This window comes from Microbacterium aerolatum (genome assembly GCF_007988825.1).
Lineage (GTDB): Bacteria > Actinomycetota > Actinomycetes > Actinomycetales > Microbacteriaceae > Microbacterium > Microbacterium aerolatum.
Genome location: NZ_BJUW01000006.1, coordinates 54,638 through 69,955 on the forward strand (window position 1 = coordinate 54,638; position 15,318 = coordinate 69,955).

General features: G+C 61.9%; 14 protein-coding genes. 7 read left to right on the forward strand and 7 right to left on the reverse strand.

The annotated features are described in order from the left end of the window. Positions 1–31: 31 nt before the first annotated feature. Positions 32–532, forward strand: coding sequence for a DUF3237 domain-containing protein (locus MAE01_RS07985; RefSeq protein ID WP_186806170.1), 501 nt, complete (start codon positions 32–34; stop codon positions 530–532). Positions 533–641: 109 nt separating this feature from the next. On the opposite strand, the gene MAE01_RS07990 is transcribed toward MAE01_RS07985, so the two are convergent. After that, positions 642–2,042: an MmgE/PrpD family protein gene (locus MAE01_RS07990; protein ID WP_186806171.1), complete on the reverse strand. Its 1,401-nt coding sequence runs from the start codon at positions 2,040–2,042 to the stop codon at positions 642–644. Next, positions 2,039–2,641 (reverse strand): MarR family winged helix-turn-helix transcriptional regulator, encoded by a 603-nt coding sequence (locus MAE01_RS07995; RefSeq protein WP_147039037.1) that lies wholly within the window; start codon positions 2,639–2,641, stop codon positions 2,039–2,041. Before MAE01_RS07995 ends, MAE01_RS07990 begins: the two co-directional genes overlap by 4 nt. 196 nt (positions 2,642–2,837) lie before the next feature. Between MAE01_RS07995 and MAE01_RS08000 the strand changes: the two genes are divergently transcribed. The 4 genes from MAE01_RS08000 to MAE01_RS08015 all read left to right on the forward strand — a co-directional run bounded on the left by MAE01_RS08000 (position 2,838) and on the right by MAE01_RS08015 (position 8,046). Then, positions 2,838–4,346, forward strand: a complete 1,509-nt coding sequence (locus tag MAE01_RS08000; RefSeq protein WP_186806172.1) for an ABC transporter substrate-binding protein — start codon at positions 2,838–2,840, stop codon at positions 4,344–4,346. A gap of 88 nt (positions 4,347–4,434) precedes the next feature. After that, entirely contained in the window at positions 4,435–5,373 is a 939-nt protein-coding gene (locus MAE01_RS08005) for an ABC transporter permease (protein WP_147039039.1), read from the forward strand. Positions 5,374–5,465: 92 nt separating this feature from the next. After that, positions 5,466–7,214, forward strand: coding sequence for a dipeptide/oligopeptide/nickel ABC transporter permease/ATP-binding protein (locus MAE01_RS08010; RefSeq protein WP_186806174.1), 1,749 nt, complete (start codon positions 5,466–5,468; stop codon positions 7,212–7,214). Continuing rightward, the gene (locus MAE01_RS08015; protein WP_147039041.1) at positions 7,207–8,046 is read left to right on the forward strand and encodes an ATP-binding cassette domain-containing protein; all 840 of its coding nucleotides are present in this window, start codon (positions 7,207–7,209) and stop codon (positions 8,044–8,046) included. Before MAE01_RS08010 ends, MAE01_RS08015 begins: the two co-directional genes overlap by 8 nt. Before the next feature lie 224 nt (positions 8,047–8,270). Here MAE01_RS08015 and MAE01_RS08020 read toward each other — a convergent pair whose 3' ends face one another. From MAE01_RS08020 to MAE01_RS08040, 5 genes are read right to left on the reverse strand one after another with little or no spacing between them, the layout of a single operon-like run. Next, a complete protein-coding gene (locus MAE01_RS08020; protein WP_147039042.1) occupies positions 8,271–9,077 on the reverse strand; it encodes an enoyl-CoA hydratase/isomerase family protein in 807 nt (268 codons plus the stop codon). Next, positions 9,074–10,285 carry a CaiB/BaiF CoA transferase family protein gene (locus MAE01_RS08025; RefSeq protein ID WP_147039043.1) on the reverse strand — a complete coding sequence of 404 codons (1,212 nt, stop codon included), beginning with the start codon at positions 10,283–10,285 and terminating at the stop codon, positions 9,074–9,076. The genes MAE01_RS08020 and MAE01_RS08025 overlap by 4 nt, the downstream gene beginning before the upstream one ends. 15 nt (positions 10,286–10,300) lie before the next feature. Then, positions 10,301–10,732, reverse strand: coding sequence for a PaaI family thioesterase (locus MAE01_RS08030; protein ID WP_147039044.1), 432 nt, complete (start codon positions 10,730–10,732; stop codon positions 10,301–10,303). A 20-nt stretch (positions 10,733–10,752) separates the two neighbouring features. Further along, on the reverse strand, positions 10,753–11,265 hold the full coding sequence (locus MAE01_RS08035) for a nuclear transport factor 2 family protein (protein WP_147039045.1): 513 nt from the start codon (positions 11,263–11,265) through the stop codon (positions 10,753–10,755). Positions 11,266–11,307: 42 nt separating this feature from the next. Next, complete coding sequence (locus tag MAE01_RS08040; protein WP_186806175.1) at positions 11,308–11,793, reverse strand: VOC family protein; 486 nt, start codon at positions 11,791–11,793, stop codon at positions 11,308–11,310. A 143-nt stretch (positions 11,794–11,936) separates the two neighbouring features. Between MAE01_RS08040 and MAE01_RS08045 the strand changes: the two genes are divergently transcribed. Continuing rightward, the gene (locus MAE01_RS08045) at positions 11,937–14,093 is read left to right on the forward strand and encodes a 3-hydroxyacyl-CoA dehydrogenase NAD-binding domain-containing protein (RefSeq protein WP_147039047.1); all 2,157 of its coding nucleotides are present in this window, start codon (positions 11,937–11,939) and stop codon (positions 14,091–14,093) included. Then, complete coding sequence (locus MAE01_RS08050; RefSeq protein WP_147039048.1) at positions 14,086–15,264, forward strand: acetyl-CoA C-acyltransferase; 1,179 nt, start codon at positions 14,086–14,088, stop codon at positions 15,262–15,264. Before MAE01_RS08045 ends, MAE01_RS08050 begins: the two co-directional genes overlap by 8 nt. Positions 15,265–15,318: the final 54 nt, after the last annotated feature.

Sequence of the window (15,318 nt, forward strand, 5' to 3'; positions counted from 1 at the left end):
TTCTCACGTCAACGCGAACACAAAGGAAATCATGAGCGAAGTATCTTCATTGGCCGCAGATATGCCATCGCCCACGCTCGACCACGTCTTAACGATCACGCTCCAGTTCGACAACCGCTTCAAGACTCCGATGATGTTGGGTGGAGCCCAGCACGGCTGGATCAGCGTCACCGGCGGCAGCTTCGAAGGGCCATTGCTTCGCGGCAAGGTCCTTCCGGGAGGCGGCGACCCATCGTTGACGCGCCCCGATGGTCTTGTCGTGGTGGGGGCGCGCTACATCCTGCAGGAAGATGACGGCACGATGATCTCGCTGTACAACCCTGGAATTCGTGACGGTTCTCCCCAGGTCAAGGCCGGAGTCGACCCGGCACTGGTCATCGACACCGAGGCGTTCGATCTTCGCACGTCACCGGTGTTCGATACGCCTGCCGGCAAGCATGACTGGCTGACGCGCAGCACGTTCGTCGGCGTCGGACGAAAGCTGCCCGATGGCAACGGAAACCGCATTCACTATTTCAAGGTGAACGCGTAACAGAACCCGTTCACCTGCGAGGCCCCGCGGCGCTGCGCCGCGTGGCCCGCAGGCGATCACGGAGGGTAGCGAGCGCGCCAGCAGTGACCGGTCGGCGTTCTTCGACGCGTCAGCTGTCGGCGCGGAGTGCGACCAGCAAAGAGTGGGCATCCGGTTCCTGTTCGAAGTTCATCACGAGATCCACAAACGCGGCGATGTCGCGCGGCGGATGCAGAGCAAGCTCTGCGCAGGCACGGAACTTGGCGATGAGCTCGGCGTCATCCATAGGGCGGGTCGAGCCGCCACGAGGTTCTTCGACATCGGCGCGAAGCACGGTGCCATCCGCAAGCGTGATTTTCACGCCGCCGTTCATCGCGGAGCGCATGTCCAATGAGCGATCCACACCCACGCGGATCCGTTCGGCGAGCCGAATGGTTTGCTCATCTGCCAGTGCCCACTCGTCGAACTGCTTGAGAGTAAGTTCGCCGCTACGCACCGTCGCAGCCAAAACGAACGGGATCGAGAATTTCGCGGCGCTTGCCGTTGTCGGCCGTGATTTCTCTGCGGTCGGTTCGCACAGGCTCTGGTAGAACGGGCTGACGCGAATCTCGATGTCGGAGATCTCGTCGGCAGAGAACAGCGGGTCCTGCATGATCTGCAGCGCACAGTCCACGAAGGCATGGGTTCCGCGACATGATGGCCACGGCTTGAAGCTGACGGCGGTGTTCTCCCAGCGTGTCTCGAGATCACCGGTGAGTGCCGCGGCATCAACGGATCCGCCCCCGTACAGCCCATAGATGCCGTACGGGCCGTCGAAGACTCGGGAGAATCCAATGAGTCCATCTCTTGCCAGGGATGCCCCGACCACACCGGCGTGCGCATTGAACGCCTCTCGGATAGTGCGGTAGTCGCTGTCCGCCTGGTCTTTGGCGGCGGCAGAGCTTGTGGACTGGCTGAAGGCGAACGACAGGGCCTGCTCGACCTGTGCGCTCGTGGCGCCATAGACGCGTGAAGCGGTGGCCGCTGCGGCCAGCGAGTTCAGGATCGGGTGCAGAAACCATCCGTCGGTCTCGGAGTTGTTCGTGAAGCCAAGAGACACCCGGCACACGAGATTGGCCCCATGGGCGAGACTGGCGAGAAGCTCTCGTCCGGCGATCTTATCAATACGGTTCATGGCGGACAGCGCGGCAGGAATCGCTGCGGCATAGGGATGTACGATGGCCGCGTCATGGGTGTCTTCGAAATCCAGTGCGTGCGCGAGCGCACCGTTCACTGTGGCGGCCAGCGTCGGCGCGGTATCGAATCCGCAGCCGATGACGGGCGTTCCTCCACGCGTGTGTCCTTCACGAGCGAGCCCGATGAAGGGCTCCACCTGCCGTGCGAGGCTGCTGGCGGCGAGTGAGACACCTATGCCATCGAGCAGGCTGCGTTTCGCAGCATGGATGACGGCCGCGGGTGTATCAGCAGTGGGGAACTCTGCGACGTGTGACGAGAGACGCCGGGTGTGGCTGGCGGAGGAGCCGATTGTCATTGCGCATCGTCGGGCGTCGGTTGTGTTCGCCGCGCACGCGGTGCCTTGGGCATGATCGGCGTGATGGGGGCCGGCTCCGCCTGCGGGGCTTCCGCGTTGAGAACGCGGTGCAGGAGAGAGGCGAGATGCTTCTTTTCTTCTTGAGTGAACAGGGTTGCCCATTCGGCAGCGCGTTCATTGTTGCGGATGAAGAGCTCGGCGACTGCCTGTTCGCCCTTTGGGGTGAGCGAGAGCGTGATGCCTCGGCCGTCGTTCTCATTGCGCGTGCGAAGGATCATGCCGTAGCGCTCCAGCGTATTGAGCACGCTGGATGCGCTCGCCGAAGAGATGCTCGACAGTCGAGCGACTTGGCGAGGAGACGTCGTGCCAGCGGAGCGGATCACGAAAAGCACGCGGAATGACGCCCATGTCATCCCGGCCGGGCGGTGAACGTGATTCTCGAGATCCTGTTGGAGGCGGTTGCCGGCTCTCACCAGGGTGAGGCCGAACTCCATCGCTTCAAGATCGGCATCCGGCTGCATTTCAACGCTCGCTTGACGCGTGAGTTCATCGAATGACTTGGCGTCAACGGCATCATTTTCAGTTTCCTGAGCGGTCATCTCTCACACATTAGGTCGAAGGTGAACGAGCGAAGCGCTTCGGCGCGCGGTGCCGCAGAGTCGCGGATTCCGGGAACCGAATCGTCCTTGACAGACAACGTAACATGTAGTTGGTTAGACTTCTAGTAACGTGGAAGACGTTCTCCCGACGCACCTTTTCCCGATCGGAGCTTCAATGATGAAACTGCACGCTCGCATGAAAATATTCGCCCTCGCCGTGGCGGCAAGTCTCGCCCTGACGGCGTGTGGAGGCGGCACAACACCGAACGCAGACGAGAACCAATCTCACTCACTCACGATCGCTGTCGACCTGACGCCTCCCGGCGGATGGGATCCGGCAGGCTGGGCCTGGGGCAAGTACAGCCAGGTACAGCAGGCTGCATACGCCAGCCTTCTGAATGCGACCGCGGACGGAAAGTTTGTCCCCGGGCTGGCCACCGAGTGGGGGTGGGACGACAACCGCACGTTCAGCATGACGCTGCGTGAAGGCGTGACATTCACCGACGGAGCGGAGTTCAATGCTGAAGCGGTCAAAGCGAACCTCGAGTACTTCAAAGCATCGGACGGCCGATCTGCAACACTACTGGCGACGCTGGATGATATCGAGGTCGTGAGCGACACCCAGCTCGTACTGCACTGGTCAGCGCCGATGCCCGATCTGCAGTTTATGTTCAGCCAGCACATCGGAATGATGGTCAGCCCGGAAGCACTCGCCACACCGGAGATCCTCAAGAGCGAGCCGGTGGGAGCCGGCCCCTACGCTTACATCGTCTCGGAATCCATCGCCGAGAACATCTTCACATTCGAAAAGAATGAGGATTACTGGGACGCAGATTCGGTGCCGTATGACCGAATGGTCTTCCGGATCATCGAGGACGCGCAGGCTGCGTACAGCGCGGTGCAGTCCGGCGAGGTCGATGTGAGCTGGGGCAGTGCTGAGAACCTCGAGGCTGCGGAAGCCGCTGGACTGAACGTCTTCGAAGGCGGTGGACCGACGGTCGCGATGTACTTCGTCGACCAACAGGGCGCCGATGTGCCTGCACTCGGTAACGTTCTCGTCCGCCGTGCTCTGAACTACGCGATCGACCGTGAGGCGATCGCCGAGAACCTCATGCCCGGTCGCCCGACGAGTCAGGTCTTCGTGCCCGACACCGAGGCGTACGATCCCGAACTCGACGACTATTACACATACGACCCGCAGAAGGCGAAGGACCTGCTCGCCGAAGCCGGGTACGGCGATGGTCTTGAGCTCACTGCCACAACATTCCCCGGACTGGCGAACGTCGTCTCGGCGATGGCCGGATACTTCGCCGACGTCGGAGTGACGTTGACGATCGACACCATGCCGTTCGCTGAGTTCGTTCAGACATCGATCGCAGGCAATAACACCCTCACGGTCACGACGCTCTCGAGCCAGAGCACCGTGCCGGATGTCGAGGGGCTGCTGTTGCCCAACGGTTCGCGCAATGCGCGAGGAGCGTCGGATCCGAAGATCAACGAGCTCTACGCCGAGGCGCTGGAACAGCCCGAGGACGAGCGGCGCAAAACCTTCCAGGAGATCTCTAAGATCAGCGTTGAGAACGCATGGATGGTCGTCGTGCTCCAGGAGATCGGCTTCACGTTCTACAACGACGAAGTGACGAATCTGGAACGCCCAGCAGGGCATATGAAGCCCTCCATCTTCAGCATGCAACCCACAGGCTGAAGTCACGGCGCGCACTCCGGCATACACCGGAGTGCGCGCCCTTCCATCGACGTTTCCCGCTCCGCGAGAACCAGAAAGATACCCCCGTATGTTGAAAGTGATAGGGCGACGATTGGCAGGCGCGATCCCGCTGCTCTTCGTGATCGCGACCCTGACATTCTTGCTGGTGCAGTTCATCCCAGGAGACCCGGCCGTAAGCATTCTCGGTCCAGACGCGAGTCCCGAGCAGTACGAGCGTGTTCGTGAAGATCTGGGCCTGAACGCACCGGTGCACGTGCAGTACTTCAACTGGATGATCGCCGCAGTTCAAGGCGACCTCGGAAACTCGATCCGCACAGGCCTCCCTGTGCTCGAGACGATCCTCAGCAGACTTCCCGTGACGCTGTCGCTGGCGTTGCTGTCGATCGCCGTCACCCTCGTCGTGGGCGGAACGTTCGGACTCATCAGCGCGCTGAAGGGCGGCTGGTTGGGCAAGTCCGCACAGGTCGTCTCCGTGCTTGGCGCATCGATCCCCAACTTCTGGCTCGGTATTCTGCTGGTGCTCGTGTTCAGCCTGACGTTTCGCCTCGTTCCGGCGACGGGATATGTGCCCTTCGAGGTTTCACCGTGGGGATGGGCGCACTCGTTGATCCTTCCGGTGGCAGCGATCGCGCTCGCCGGAGTGGCGGCGATTGCGCGACAGACCAGGGCGTCGATGCTCACGGTTCTCGGACAGGACAACATCCGAACGCTGCTGGCTTCGGGGACCCCACGGCGAACGATCGTGTTCAAGCATGCACTGCGAAATGCTGCGATTCCGGTAGTGACCACGCTGAGCTTCCAGTTCATCCACGTCGTCGGCGGCGCGGTCGTGATCGAGCAGGTGTTCGCGCTTCCCGGTCTCGGCCAGTACATGATCGCCGCGATCAGCGGGCGCGATATCCCTGTCGTACAGGGCATCGTTCTCGTCACCGCCATCATGATCATCATCGTCAACCTCGTCGTTGATCTCATCAACGCGTGGCTCAACCCGAAGGTGCGAATGTAATGTCTGAACAGTTGGAAAACCCCGGCCGCGCCGGACAGTCTCTGGCAAAGCGCCGGTCAGGCGTTCGCACGTCGTTGGTGCCGATCCGGTCTGTGAAGTCCGAATCACGGTGGGCATTCCTCAAGCCGCTCTACAAGAATCCGTTGAGCCTGGCCAGTCTGATCTGGCTCGTGCTGATCGTCCTCGCCTGTACACTCGTGACACTTCTGCCGCTGGCAGATCCGCTCCAGCAGGATCTCTCAGACGCGCTCAAACTGCCTTCCGCTGAGCATCTACTCGGTACCGACTCGCTCGGACGAGATGTACTCTCCCGAATTCTTTGGGGTGGTCAGGGAGCGCTGCTGGGGGCACTTGAGGCGGTGGTGATCGCCTTGGTACTCGGCGGAACGATCGGCATCATCGCCGGATACCGAGGCGGTTGGATCGACGCTCTGGCGAGCCGGCTCGCCGACCTACTGTTCTCGCTGCCTGCTCTGGTCATCCTGCTCGCCTTCGCCGCCATCTTCGGCAGCAACATCACCGCGTCGATGGCGACGTTCGGCATACTCGTCTCGGCGTCATACTTACGTCTCGCCCAGGCATCAACGCGGGCCGTGCGTGACGAACTGTATGTGGATGCTGCGCGAGTGGCAGGATTCTCGCAGCGCCGAATCCTGTTCAGCGACATCCTGCCGAACGTCGTCGGCCCGCTGATCATCCAGAGCAGTCTGACCTTCGGCGTCGCGCTTCTCATCCAAGCCAGCCTCGGATTCCTTGGACTGGGCCCGCCCCCGCCCAGTCCGGACTGGGGCGCGATGATCTCTGAGGCCTCGAAGTACCTCAATCAGCAGCCTTGGCTTCTCATTCCCGCGGGTCTGGTACTGGTGTTCACCATCACCGCAGCGAACCTCATCGGCGACGCACTGCGCGACGGTGACGGCAAGCGTCATCGGTTCAGCATGCTATGGCGCGCACTCAATCACTCGGTGTCCAAGGTTCGATCCCGAATCGACAAGCCCGCCCCTGTCGTAGAGGCAGAGGGAGACGCCGGTAACAATCAGCTCTTGAGCGTTCGTGGGCTCACGGTCACATTCCCTGCAGAGGAGGAGAACGTCGACGTCGTCAGGAACATCGACTTCGATGTCGCACGTGGTGAGTTCGTCGGTCTGGTGGGGGAGTCTGGATCCGGGAAGACCATGACGGCGCTGGCCGTGCTCGGCGCTATCTCTTATCCGGGATTCGTCTCGCAGGGAAAGATCATCTTCGACGGTGCGGATCTCGTTCCGCTGCCTGAATCTGCTCTCGCTCAGCTGCGGGGCAAGCGCATCGGAATGATCTCGCAGGAGCCGATGGTCGCGCTTGATCCGTGCTTCACCGTTGCCGCTCAGCTCACCGCGCCACTGCGACGCCATCGCAACCTGAGTCGCGCAGAAGCGAAGCAGACGGCGATGGAACTGCTTGCGGAGGTTGGATTGCCCGATGTGGATGCTGTCATGCGCAGATACCCCTTCCAGCTATCTGGGGGTATGGCGCAGCGTGTCGCGATCGCCATCGCGCTTGCCGGTTCACCTGACCTGCTGATCGCGGATGAGCCGACGACGGCGCTGGACGTCACCGTCCAGGCCGGCATCCTCGACCTTCTGCGCTCTCTGCGGGAGAAGTTCGGCATGTCGATTCTCTTCGTCACGCATGACCTGGGCGTGGTTGCAGACATCTGCGAACGCGTGATCGTCATGGAGAAGGGCAGGATTGTCGAGACCGCTGGGGTCAACGAGCTGTTTACGAACCCGAGTCACGAGTACACGAAGAAGCTCATGGATGCGACGCCGAGCCTGATCGAACTGGGGGATTCTCATGTCTGAGCTTCTCGATGTGAACGAACTCTCTGTGGAGTACCCGGTCGCGGGTCACCGACGGCAGCGCTTCACAGCCGTTGACAAGGTGAGCTTCTCGATTGCGCAGGGGGAGACGCTCGCCCTGGTCGGGGAATCTGGATCGGGCAAATCCACGATCGGTCGCGCGATACTGGGGCTCGCTCCGGTCGCCGGCGGCCGCATCGCCTTCGAAGGCGGAGATGTCACCTTCCGCTCGCGCAGAGATCAGCGCCGTCTCGCGCGCGACCTGCAGGTTGTCTTTCAAGATCCGTACAGCTCACTCAATCCTGCCAAGAAGATTGGTGACATTCTCCGACAGCCGTTGATCGCACAGGGCCATATGGACGATGCACAGGCGAGGGTGACCATCCAGGCGATGCTTGAGCGCGTTGGGCTTCCCGCAGACAGCGCAACGCGCTATCCGGCGAAGTTCTCCGGAGGTCAACGCCAGCGGATTGCGATCGCACGCGCGCTCGTGCTGCGCCCGAAACTCATCATTTGCGACGAGCCCACGAGCGCACTTGATGTATCGACCCAGGCAACGATGCTCGAGCTGCTCGGCGAACTTCAGCAACAACTTGGGCTGGCCTACTTGTTCATCACGCACGACCTCGCCGTCGTTCGACATTTCGCCCAGCGAGTGCTGGTCCTGCGCAAGGGAGCACTTGTTGAGCAGGGCACGCCGGCCGAAGTGTGTGACACACCGCGTGAGCAGTACACGAAGCAACTTGTCGCCGCAGCGCCCGTACCGGATCCCATCGTTCAGCGAGAGCGGCGTGAGCTCAGGCTCGCGATGGCAGGTGGCTCAGAGCTGGCGTAACTCACCTCACACCGAAACGCTGGTGATACCCGATTGTGCAGTCGACATCACCGGCGTTTCGCCATAGCGCAGGTGAGGGCTATCTTTCGCCCGGTCGCCATGCAACGATCGCTCCAGAAGAGGACGCGTCAGTTCCGTAACGCATTTTCTCGCGGTCATCGTCGATGGCGTCGAAGGCCGCCGTGGCAGCGGTTTCGACGTCGACCCCGAGCGAAACGTTATGGTCAGCGTCGACTGCTCGGACTGCGCCACGTGAAGACCGGGTCACGTCGCTCACTGAACGCGCGCAGTCCTTCACGCTGGTCGGGGCCGTCGAGGGATTCCTGCACCCAGAAGTTCTCGCGGTCTGAGACGGCGGGAGGATCTGAGAGCAGTGTGCGCACGATGTCCTTCGTCGCCTGCACAGTGAGCTGGGATCGTTTCCCGATCACCGTTGCGAGTGCGAGTGCGCTATCCGCAAGTTCTTCAACAGGGACGACCTCCTCCACGAGTCCGATCCGCAGCGCCTGCGTCGCATCCACGAACTCCGCTGTAAAAAGCATCCGCTTCGTGATGGACGGGCCGACCTGGTTCAGGAGAAGCTGAATGGACGACGCGGGATAGATGACACCGATCTTCGCCGGCGTCATCGCGAACGATGCATCGGCTGCGGCGATGCGCAGGTCGCAGGCCAACGCCACGGCCATCCCCGCGCCTATGCAATATCCGCCGATCGCAGCAATGACGGGCTTCGGGCAGTCGGCGAGAGCCGCTTCGACCAGGGCGACGGCACCGTCGCTGCCCACCTGAGGCTGATCAGCGTCGTCTTTCCCGGCGTCCTGCAGGTCTAGACCCGTCGAGAAATCGTCGCCGTGGCCGGTGATGACCAAAATGGTCACATCCGGACGCATGGCGAGATGTTCCACGCTGCGCGCCAGCTCAAGCCACACCGATGGCGGCAGAGCATTGCGTCGCCCGGGGTTGACCAGTGTCAGCGTGGCGACGGAATCCTCAACTCCGACGGTGATTGCGGCTTTGGGCGCGCCGGTCATGTGGTCTCCTGGCGTGGGCGCACATGCAGCACGCCGGAGCCGATGAACGCGTCGATGCGCTCTTGCGCGATTCCGAACTCCCGCAGTACAGCCTCACCCTGGCTGCCGAGGCCCGGCGCAGCGGAGCGGACCTCGGTGGCGACACCGTCGATCCACAGTGGTCCACGAAGAACTGGCACCGTCCTTCCCTGGTCGTCCGCCACATGCTGGACCATCTCCAGAGCCTGCACCTGCGGATCGGCGAATGTCTGGTCGACGGTGTAGATCGGGCCTGAGGGGATGCCCATCTCGCGCAGTCTGCTCAACCAATGCGAGGCGGTCTGCGCGCCGAGGAGGCGCTCGATGTCGGCCCTCAGCGCGATGCCGTTGGCGCTTCGCAGCGCACCGGTTGCGTACTCTTCGCGCGTCGCAAGATCTGGCTCGCCAAGCATTTCGCAGAACAGGACCCAATGCTTTGCCGTGCCGACAGCGATCGTCAGTGGCATGTCCGCGGCCTTGAAGGCGCCGTAGGGGCTGATGACGGGATGATGGTTTCCCTGAGGTTCGGGGACGGTTCCAAGACTCAGATACTGCTGGGCTTGAAAGATCATCGCCGAGATCCCCGCTTCTAGCAGTGACGTCTGAACCTGCGAGCCCTCTCCCCCGCGCTCGCGGCCGACGAGTGAAGCGACGATGCCCAGTGCGCTGAACATGCCGGCGAGTTCATCGACGATTGGAACTCCGAGGCGATAGAACGATTTCTTATCCGGTCCCGTGACGGACATCAGGCCAGACATGCCCTGCGCGACTTGGTCGAGGCCAGGAGTGCTGCGCTCGGGGCCGATAGATCCGTAACCGCTCACGCTGGAGATGATCAGTTGAGGATGCTCGCGCCGCAGTTCTTCAGGATCAAGACCCATCTCGGCCATCACGCCCGGGCGGAAGTTCTCGATGAGAACGTCGACTTGAGCGATCAGTTCTCGGATGAGGTCAATACTTCCTGGTGCTCGGAAGTCCAACGCGATGGAGGACTTTCCACGGTTCACGGAGGAGAAGTACAGACTGACGTCGTCGTCGAAAGGACCCCATGCGCGTGCCGGGTCTCCGTGAGGGGCGCCTTCCACTTTGAAGACGTCCGCACCGAGGTCTGACAGCAGTGAACTGCAAAGAGGGCCGGCGACTGCTCTGCTCAGGTCAAGGACGCGTATGCCTTTCAGGGGTGACTGCATTGCGGGGTTCGCTTTCTACTCGTCGAGCGGTGCGGTCGCGGGCGGGACCAGCACTCCGTGGCCTCGGAACTCTGCGAGCAAATGCTCGCCGGAGAAAACACTGACGTCGATGATCGTGTTTCTTCGATGGGTGGTCTTATGGTGAGCGGTGGCCGAGAGCTCATTGCCCACGCGTGCCGGGGCGATGAAACAGATGTCAGCGCTTCGGGTTACAGATCGCCGCCCCATTGACGCGCAGCAGTATGCCAAGGCGGTATCGGCGAGCAGGAAGAGGTATCCGCCGTGCACGATCCCGCTCGCATTGAGCATCTCATCCGTTACCGGCTGTGTAATCGTCACGAGCCCGCTTTCGCAATGTGCGAGTTGGATGCCCAGGGCCGCTGCCGTGGGATCTTGAGCGTGCATGGCAGAAACGAAGAGGTCGGGGCGAGTGAGTTGATCGTCCATCAACTGGGTGTTCCCTCCGTCTAGTTGAGCGGGTCGAAGAAGCCCGGGGGGCGTTCCATGATGAGTGGTGCGATCGAATCAGCGGGGAACCCACCCAGTACATCACCCATCCACTTGCTCGCCATTCGCTGCTCGAAGAGCCACTCGCCATCCACCTTGACGACGATGTCGCGGTAATAGCCGATCCAATAAAGGTACGGTCCGATATCGCGAAGTGCGAGCACCTGGGCGAACGACTTGGAATGCCAGCGGTCTGTTCTCCCGTTCTCATCGGGGGTGAAGAGCGTCTGACCGATCTGGTGTTGGCGCCCGGGGAAGATCGGGTTGCCGTGGTACCGCTGCATCACCAGTCGGCGGATCTGGTCGTGGCCTTTCGCCTCGGCGCCGATCGCCAGGTCGCCGAAGTCGGCGTCTTCGGTGAAGCATCGAAGCAGAGCGTCGGTGTCTCCCGTGTCGAGCGCCCACGAATAGCGGGCGCTCAGGTCCATGATCTGGAATCGTTCGTCGGCGGACGGGGTCGCGTGTGTCGTCATTTCAGATACATCTCACTCTCTCGATCTCGTCGGGGTGCGTCTCTAGTGGCTCTCGGCCGGGTACTCGAGCCATGGTGAGTCGGTGACGGCGTTGTCGGGGTCGACGTCGTGGTGCTCGTCACTGAAGAGCCGGATAGAGAGGCCATCCGGATCACGAACGATCAGGAACCATCCCACGAGTCCGCGAAGCACCTTTGAGTTCTCGATGCCGAGGTCGGAGAGAAAGCTCTCCCACTGCTCGAGATCGTCGCGGGTAGGCACAGCGAATCCGACGGGATCGAATCCGGCAATCGCCTGCGCTGTGCGGGGGGCCAGGCGTAATTGCATCGGGAAGGTCAGTCCGGGTACCGCGAGCATCACAGCGTAGAGCTGCCCTTGCTCGTCGAAATGATCGAACTGCGCGAGCCGGGTGGCACTGAAGACTCGCGAATACCATTCGGCACTTGCCAGCAGATCCGAAACCGGGACCTTCAGTAGTGATACGCCAGAAACTCCGGGTGTGGAGACGGTAGATGTGGGTTCGCTCACGTGATCTCGTCCTTTCTCGAAGGCGTCGGGACTGCCCACTATATTAGACTTCTAGCAAGTTTGTGCAACGATGAGGATGGTCGTGACGCGCTTCGTCCTCTGCCAGGGCTGACGCCTTAGACGGCCGCGACGAAGGAGATCTGATGGAATCACGCGAGAAGGACGAGCCGCGAATGCGCACTGAAAATCCCTCGAGGACGGACAAAGTGCTACGCACGACGGAGGGAACCGTTGCGATTCTGACGCTTTCGAATCCTCCGGTGAACGCGCTCGCGCATGACGTGAGAACCGCTCTGGCCATCGAACTGGAGCGGGCAGATCGGGACTGTCAAGTAGATGCCGTTGTGCTCGTCGGCGCGAGTGAAAGGTTCTCAGCCGGCGCGGACCTCAACGAGTTTGACACCGGAATAGGTCTGATCGAGCCATCGCTGCACGACACGATCCTTCGTATTCTCGCTGCGATGACCAAGCCCGTCATCGCCGCCATCGACGGTGATGCGCTGGGCGGCGGCCTTGAGCTCGCACTGGGCTGCCACTATCGAATCGTCGCCCGACGGGCCCGTCTTGGTCTGCCCGAAGCGACGTTCGGATTCATTCCGGGCGCGGGAGGTACGCAGCGGCTGCCGCGCGCCGTCGGACTCGAACGTGGCCTGAACATGATCACGACCGGAGGGATCTTCGCAGGCACCGACCTTGTAGACACCGACATTGCTGACCTTTGGACAGAAGAGAATGTTCGCGACGTCGCGGTCGAGTTCGCTCGGAAAATCGCACACCTCCGCCCCTTGCCCCGACTGCAGGACCGCGATATTGAGCACGAGCATGGCGAAGCGTACTTGGCCTTTGCCGCGCAGAAGATCGCTTCATCGAAGACGAGCCACGTGGGGGCGGCGGCAGCTATCGAGTCGATGGCAGCGGGCATGACGGCCTCCACATTTCATCGCGGACTCAAGGTAGAATTCGCGCGCTTCAAAGAGCTGGCGGATGCCACTCCCGCACGCGCAGCGCGATACCAGTTCTTCGCCACTAAGAAGGCCGGACGTGGAGGAGCCGCCACATGCGCTGAACCAAAGCAGATCGACCGGGTGGCGGTGGTCGGTGCGGGCACGATGGGACGTGGCATCGCGCTGGCCTTCGTCAACGCGGACTATCCCGTCGTCGTGGTCGACCCGAACGCTGAGGTTCTCTCAGCCACGCTGCAGATCATCCATGACGAACTGGAGAAGAACCGCGCGCGCGGCCGTGCCACCGCTGATCAAACGACGCAGCGGCAGCAATTGATCTCCTCGACGCACAGCGTTGACGATGCCGCAGATGTCGACCTCGTGGTCGAGGCTGTCTTCGAAGACCTAGATGTGAAGAAGGCAGTATTCAGAACTCTGGATGCGACGCTGAAGCCCGGCGCGATTCTCGCGACGAACACATCATCACTCGACGTCGACGCGCTCGCGGCAGTCACTGGCCGGCCCCATGACGTCGTGGGCATGCACTTCTTCAGTCCCGCCAACGTGATGCGTCTGCTCGAGATCGTGCAGGCGAAGTCGACGTCGGCGGTAACCCTCGCGACTGCATTGAGCGTGGGCAAGCGCCTGAAGAAGATCGCGGTCGTAGCTCGCAACAGCGACGGCTTCATCGGCAATCGCGTCATGGACGCGTACACCCGACAGGCCATGCAGATGGTGCTCGAGGGCGCGACTCCCGCGCAGGTCGACACCGCTCTTGAGGCGTGGGGATACCGTATGGGACCGTTCCGAGTACTGGATCTTGTGGGTAACGACATTCCTTCGCAGGCTCGAGCTGCTCGCGGCGGTGGAATGGACGAGGATTGGGCAGTCGCTGAACTTCTCGTCGAGCGTGGACTCCTGGGCCGCAAGACCGGGCGCGGTTGGTACCGCTACAACGAGCGAGGAGTTCCGGAGGCCGACGCTGAAGTCGCGAACATGATTCGTCCACACGCAGAGAAGTTGCGAATTCAGCAGCGCGAGTTCACCAGCGAGGAGATCGTCGAGCGCTGTGTGCTGGCTCTGGTCAACGAGTCTGCGCATGTACTGGAAGAAGGCGTTGCAATGCGGGCGAGCGACATCGATGTCGCGATGGTGCAGGGTTATGGGTTCCCCGCATCGAAGGGCGGTCCGATGTTCTGGGCCGACCAGGTCGGTCTGAGAAACGTCGTTCGCACCATGCGGACGTTACACGAGACGGTGCCGTCGCATCCGGAATTCTGGCAACCTCACCCGTTGATCGTCGCGCTCGCTGACGGCAACGGTCCCTTGGCACAGTGGAGCAAAATCAATGCGTAATGCCGTCATCGTCTCAACCGCCCGTACCGCCCTCGCAAAGTCGTGGCGTGGCGGCTTCAACCTGACCAATCCCGTCACGCTCGGCGGTGCGGTGATCGAGGCCGCGGTGCGCCGGGCGAAAGTCTCGCCCGACGAAGTTGGTGACGTCATACTCGGGTGCGCTCAACCAGAGGGCGCCAGTGGCAACAACATCGGTCGAGCCAGTGCCTTGCGAGCAGGGTTGCCCATCTCGGTGGCCGGTCAGACCGTCAACAGGTTCTGCGCTTCCGGACTCCAAGCTCTCGTCAGTGCGGCACAACGCATCATCGCCGACGAATGCGACGTCGTCGTCGCCGGCGGCGTGGAGTCGATATCTCTCGTCCAGAACACCCTCAATACGACGATGGCGCACGAGCAATGGCTTGAGCGCAATCAGCCGGACCTCTTCTGGCCGATGCTCAGGACCGCAGAAGTCGTCGCTGAGCGTTACGGAATCTCCAAGCAACGACAGGACGAGTACGGAGTGCGCAGCCAACAGCGCGCAAGCCGCGCGCAAGCAGACGGAATCTTCGCCGAAGAGATCATTCCGGTAGATACCGTGATGGGCATCACTGACCCTGAAAGCGGCGCTCTTATTACCCGCGACGTACGGGTGGAGCGTGACGAGACGATTCGAGAGGGCACGACGTACGCTGCGGTTTCGGTGATTCGCCCGGCGCTGCGCGGCGGCGTGGTCTCGGCCGGGACGGCGAGTCCATTCTCGGACGGCGCTTCCGCCGTCGTCATGATGGAGGAAGGCGAAGCGCATCGTCGAAGCCTTGAGCCCCTCGGTCGATTCGTGGGGTTCGCGGTTGCGGGATGCGCGCCGGAGGAGATGGGCATCGGCCCCGCTCTGGCGGTGCCGAAACTTCTGAACCGCGCAGGTCTCACGGTCGATGACATCGACCTTTGGGAACTGAATGAAGCTTTCGCGAGTCAGGTGCTGTATTGCCAGGACGAGTTGGGAATCGCTGACGAGCTGCTCAACGTCAATGGTGGTGCGATAGCTCTGGGGCATCCGTACGGTTGCTCTGGCGCACGCATGGCGGGTCACGGGCTCTTGGAAGCTCGTCGGCGTGACGTCAAACGGGTAGTCGTCACAATGTGCGTCGGCGGAGGTCAAGGCGCTGCGGCTCTGTTCGAGACGATGTGACCGAGAGCGAGTGTGTGGGCAACCGCACTGCCGCATGCCATAACCCCGAAGTTC

What these genes read in the sequence shown, in the direction of transcription:
- MAE01_RS07985 (WP_186806170.1), top strand. Translation starts at nt 32, where the DNA reads ATGAGCGAAGTATCTTCATTGGCCGCAGATATGCCATCGCCCACGCTC.
- MAE01_RS07990 (WP_186806171.1), bottom strand. Translation starts at nt 2,042, where the DNA reads ATGACAATCGGCTCCTCCGCCAGCCACACCCGGCGTCTCTCGTCACAC.
- MAE01_RS07995 (WP_147039037.1), bottom strand. Translation starts at nt 2,641, where the DNA reads ATGACCGCTCAGGAAACTGAAAATGATGCCGTTGACGCCAAGTCATTC.
- MAE01_RS08000 (WP_186806172.1), top strand. Translation starts at nt 2,838, where the DNA reads ATGAAAATATTCGCCCTCGCCGTGGCGGCAAGTCTCGCCCTGACGGCG.
- MAE01_RS08005 (WP_147039039.1), top strand. Translation starts at nt 4,435, where the DNA reads ATGTTGAAAGTGATAGGGCGACGATTGGCAGGCGCGATCCCGCTGCTC.
- MAE01_RS08015 (WP_147039041.1), top strand. Translation starts at nt 7,207, where the DNA reads ATGTCTGAGCTTCTCGATGTGAACGAACTCTCTGTGGAGTACCCGGTC.
- MAE01_RS08020 (WP_147039042.1), bottom strand. Translation starts at nt 9,077, where the DNA reads ATGACCGGCGCGCCCAAAGCCGCAATCACCGTCGGAGTTGAGGATTCC.
- MAE01_RS08025 (WP_147039043.1), bottom strand. Translation starts at nt 10,285, where the DNA reads ATGCAGTCACCCCTGAAAGGCATACGCGTCCTTGACCTGAGCAGAGCA.
- MAE01_RS08030 (WP_147039044.1), bottom strand. Translation starts at nt 10,732, where the DNA reads ATGGACGATCAACTCACTCGCCCCGACCTCTTCGTTTCTGCCATGCAC.
- MAE01_RS08035 (WP_147039045.1), bottom strand. Translation starts at nt 11,265, where the DNA reads ATGACGACACACGCGACCCCGTCCGCCGACGAACGATTCCAGATCATG.
- MAE01_RS08045 (WP_147039047.1), top strand. Translation starts at nt 11,937, where the DNA reads ATGGAATCACGCGAGAAGGACGAGCCGCGAATGCGCACTGAAAATCCC.
- MAE01_RS08050 (WP_147039048.1), top strand. Translation starts at nt 14,086, where the DNA reads ATGCGTAATGCCGTCATCGTCTCAACCGCCCGTACCGCCCTCGCAAAG.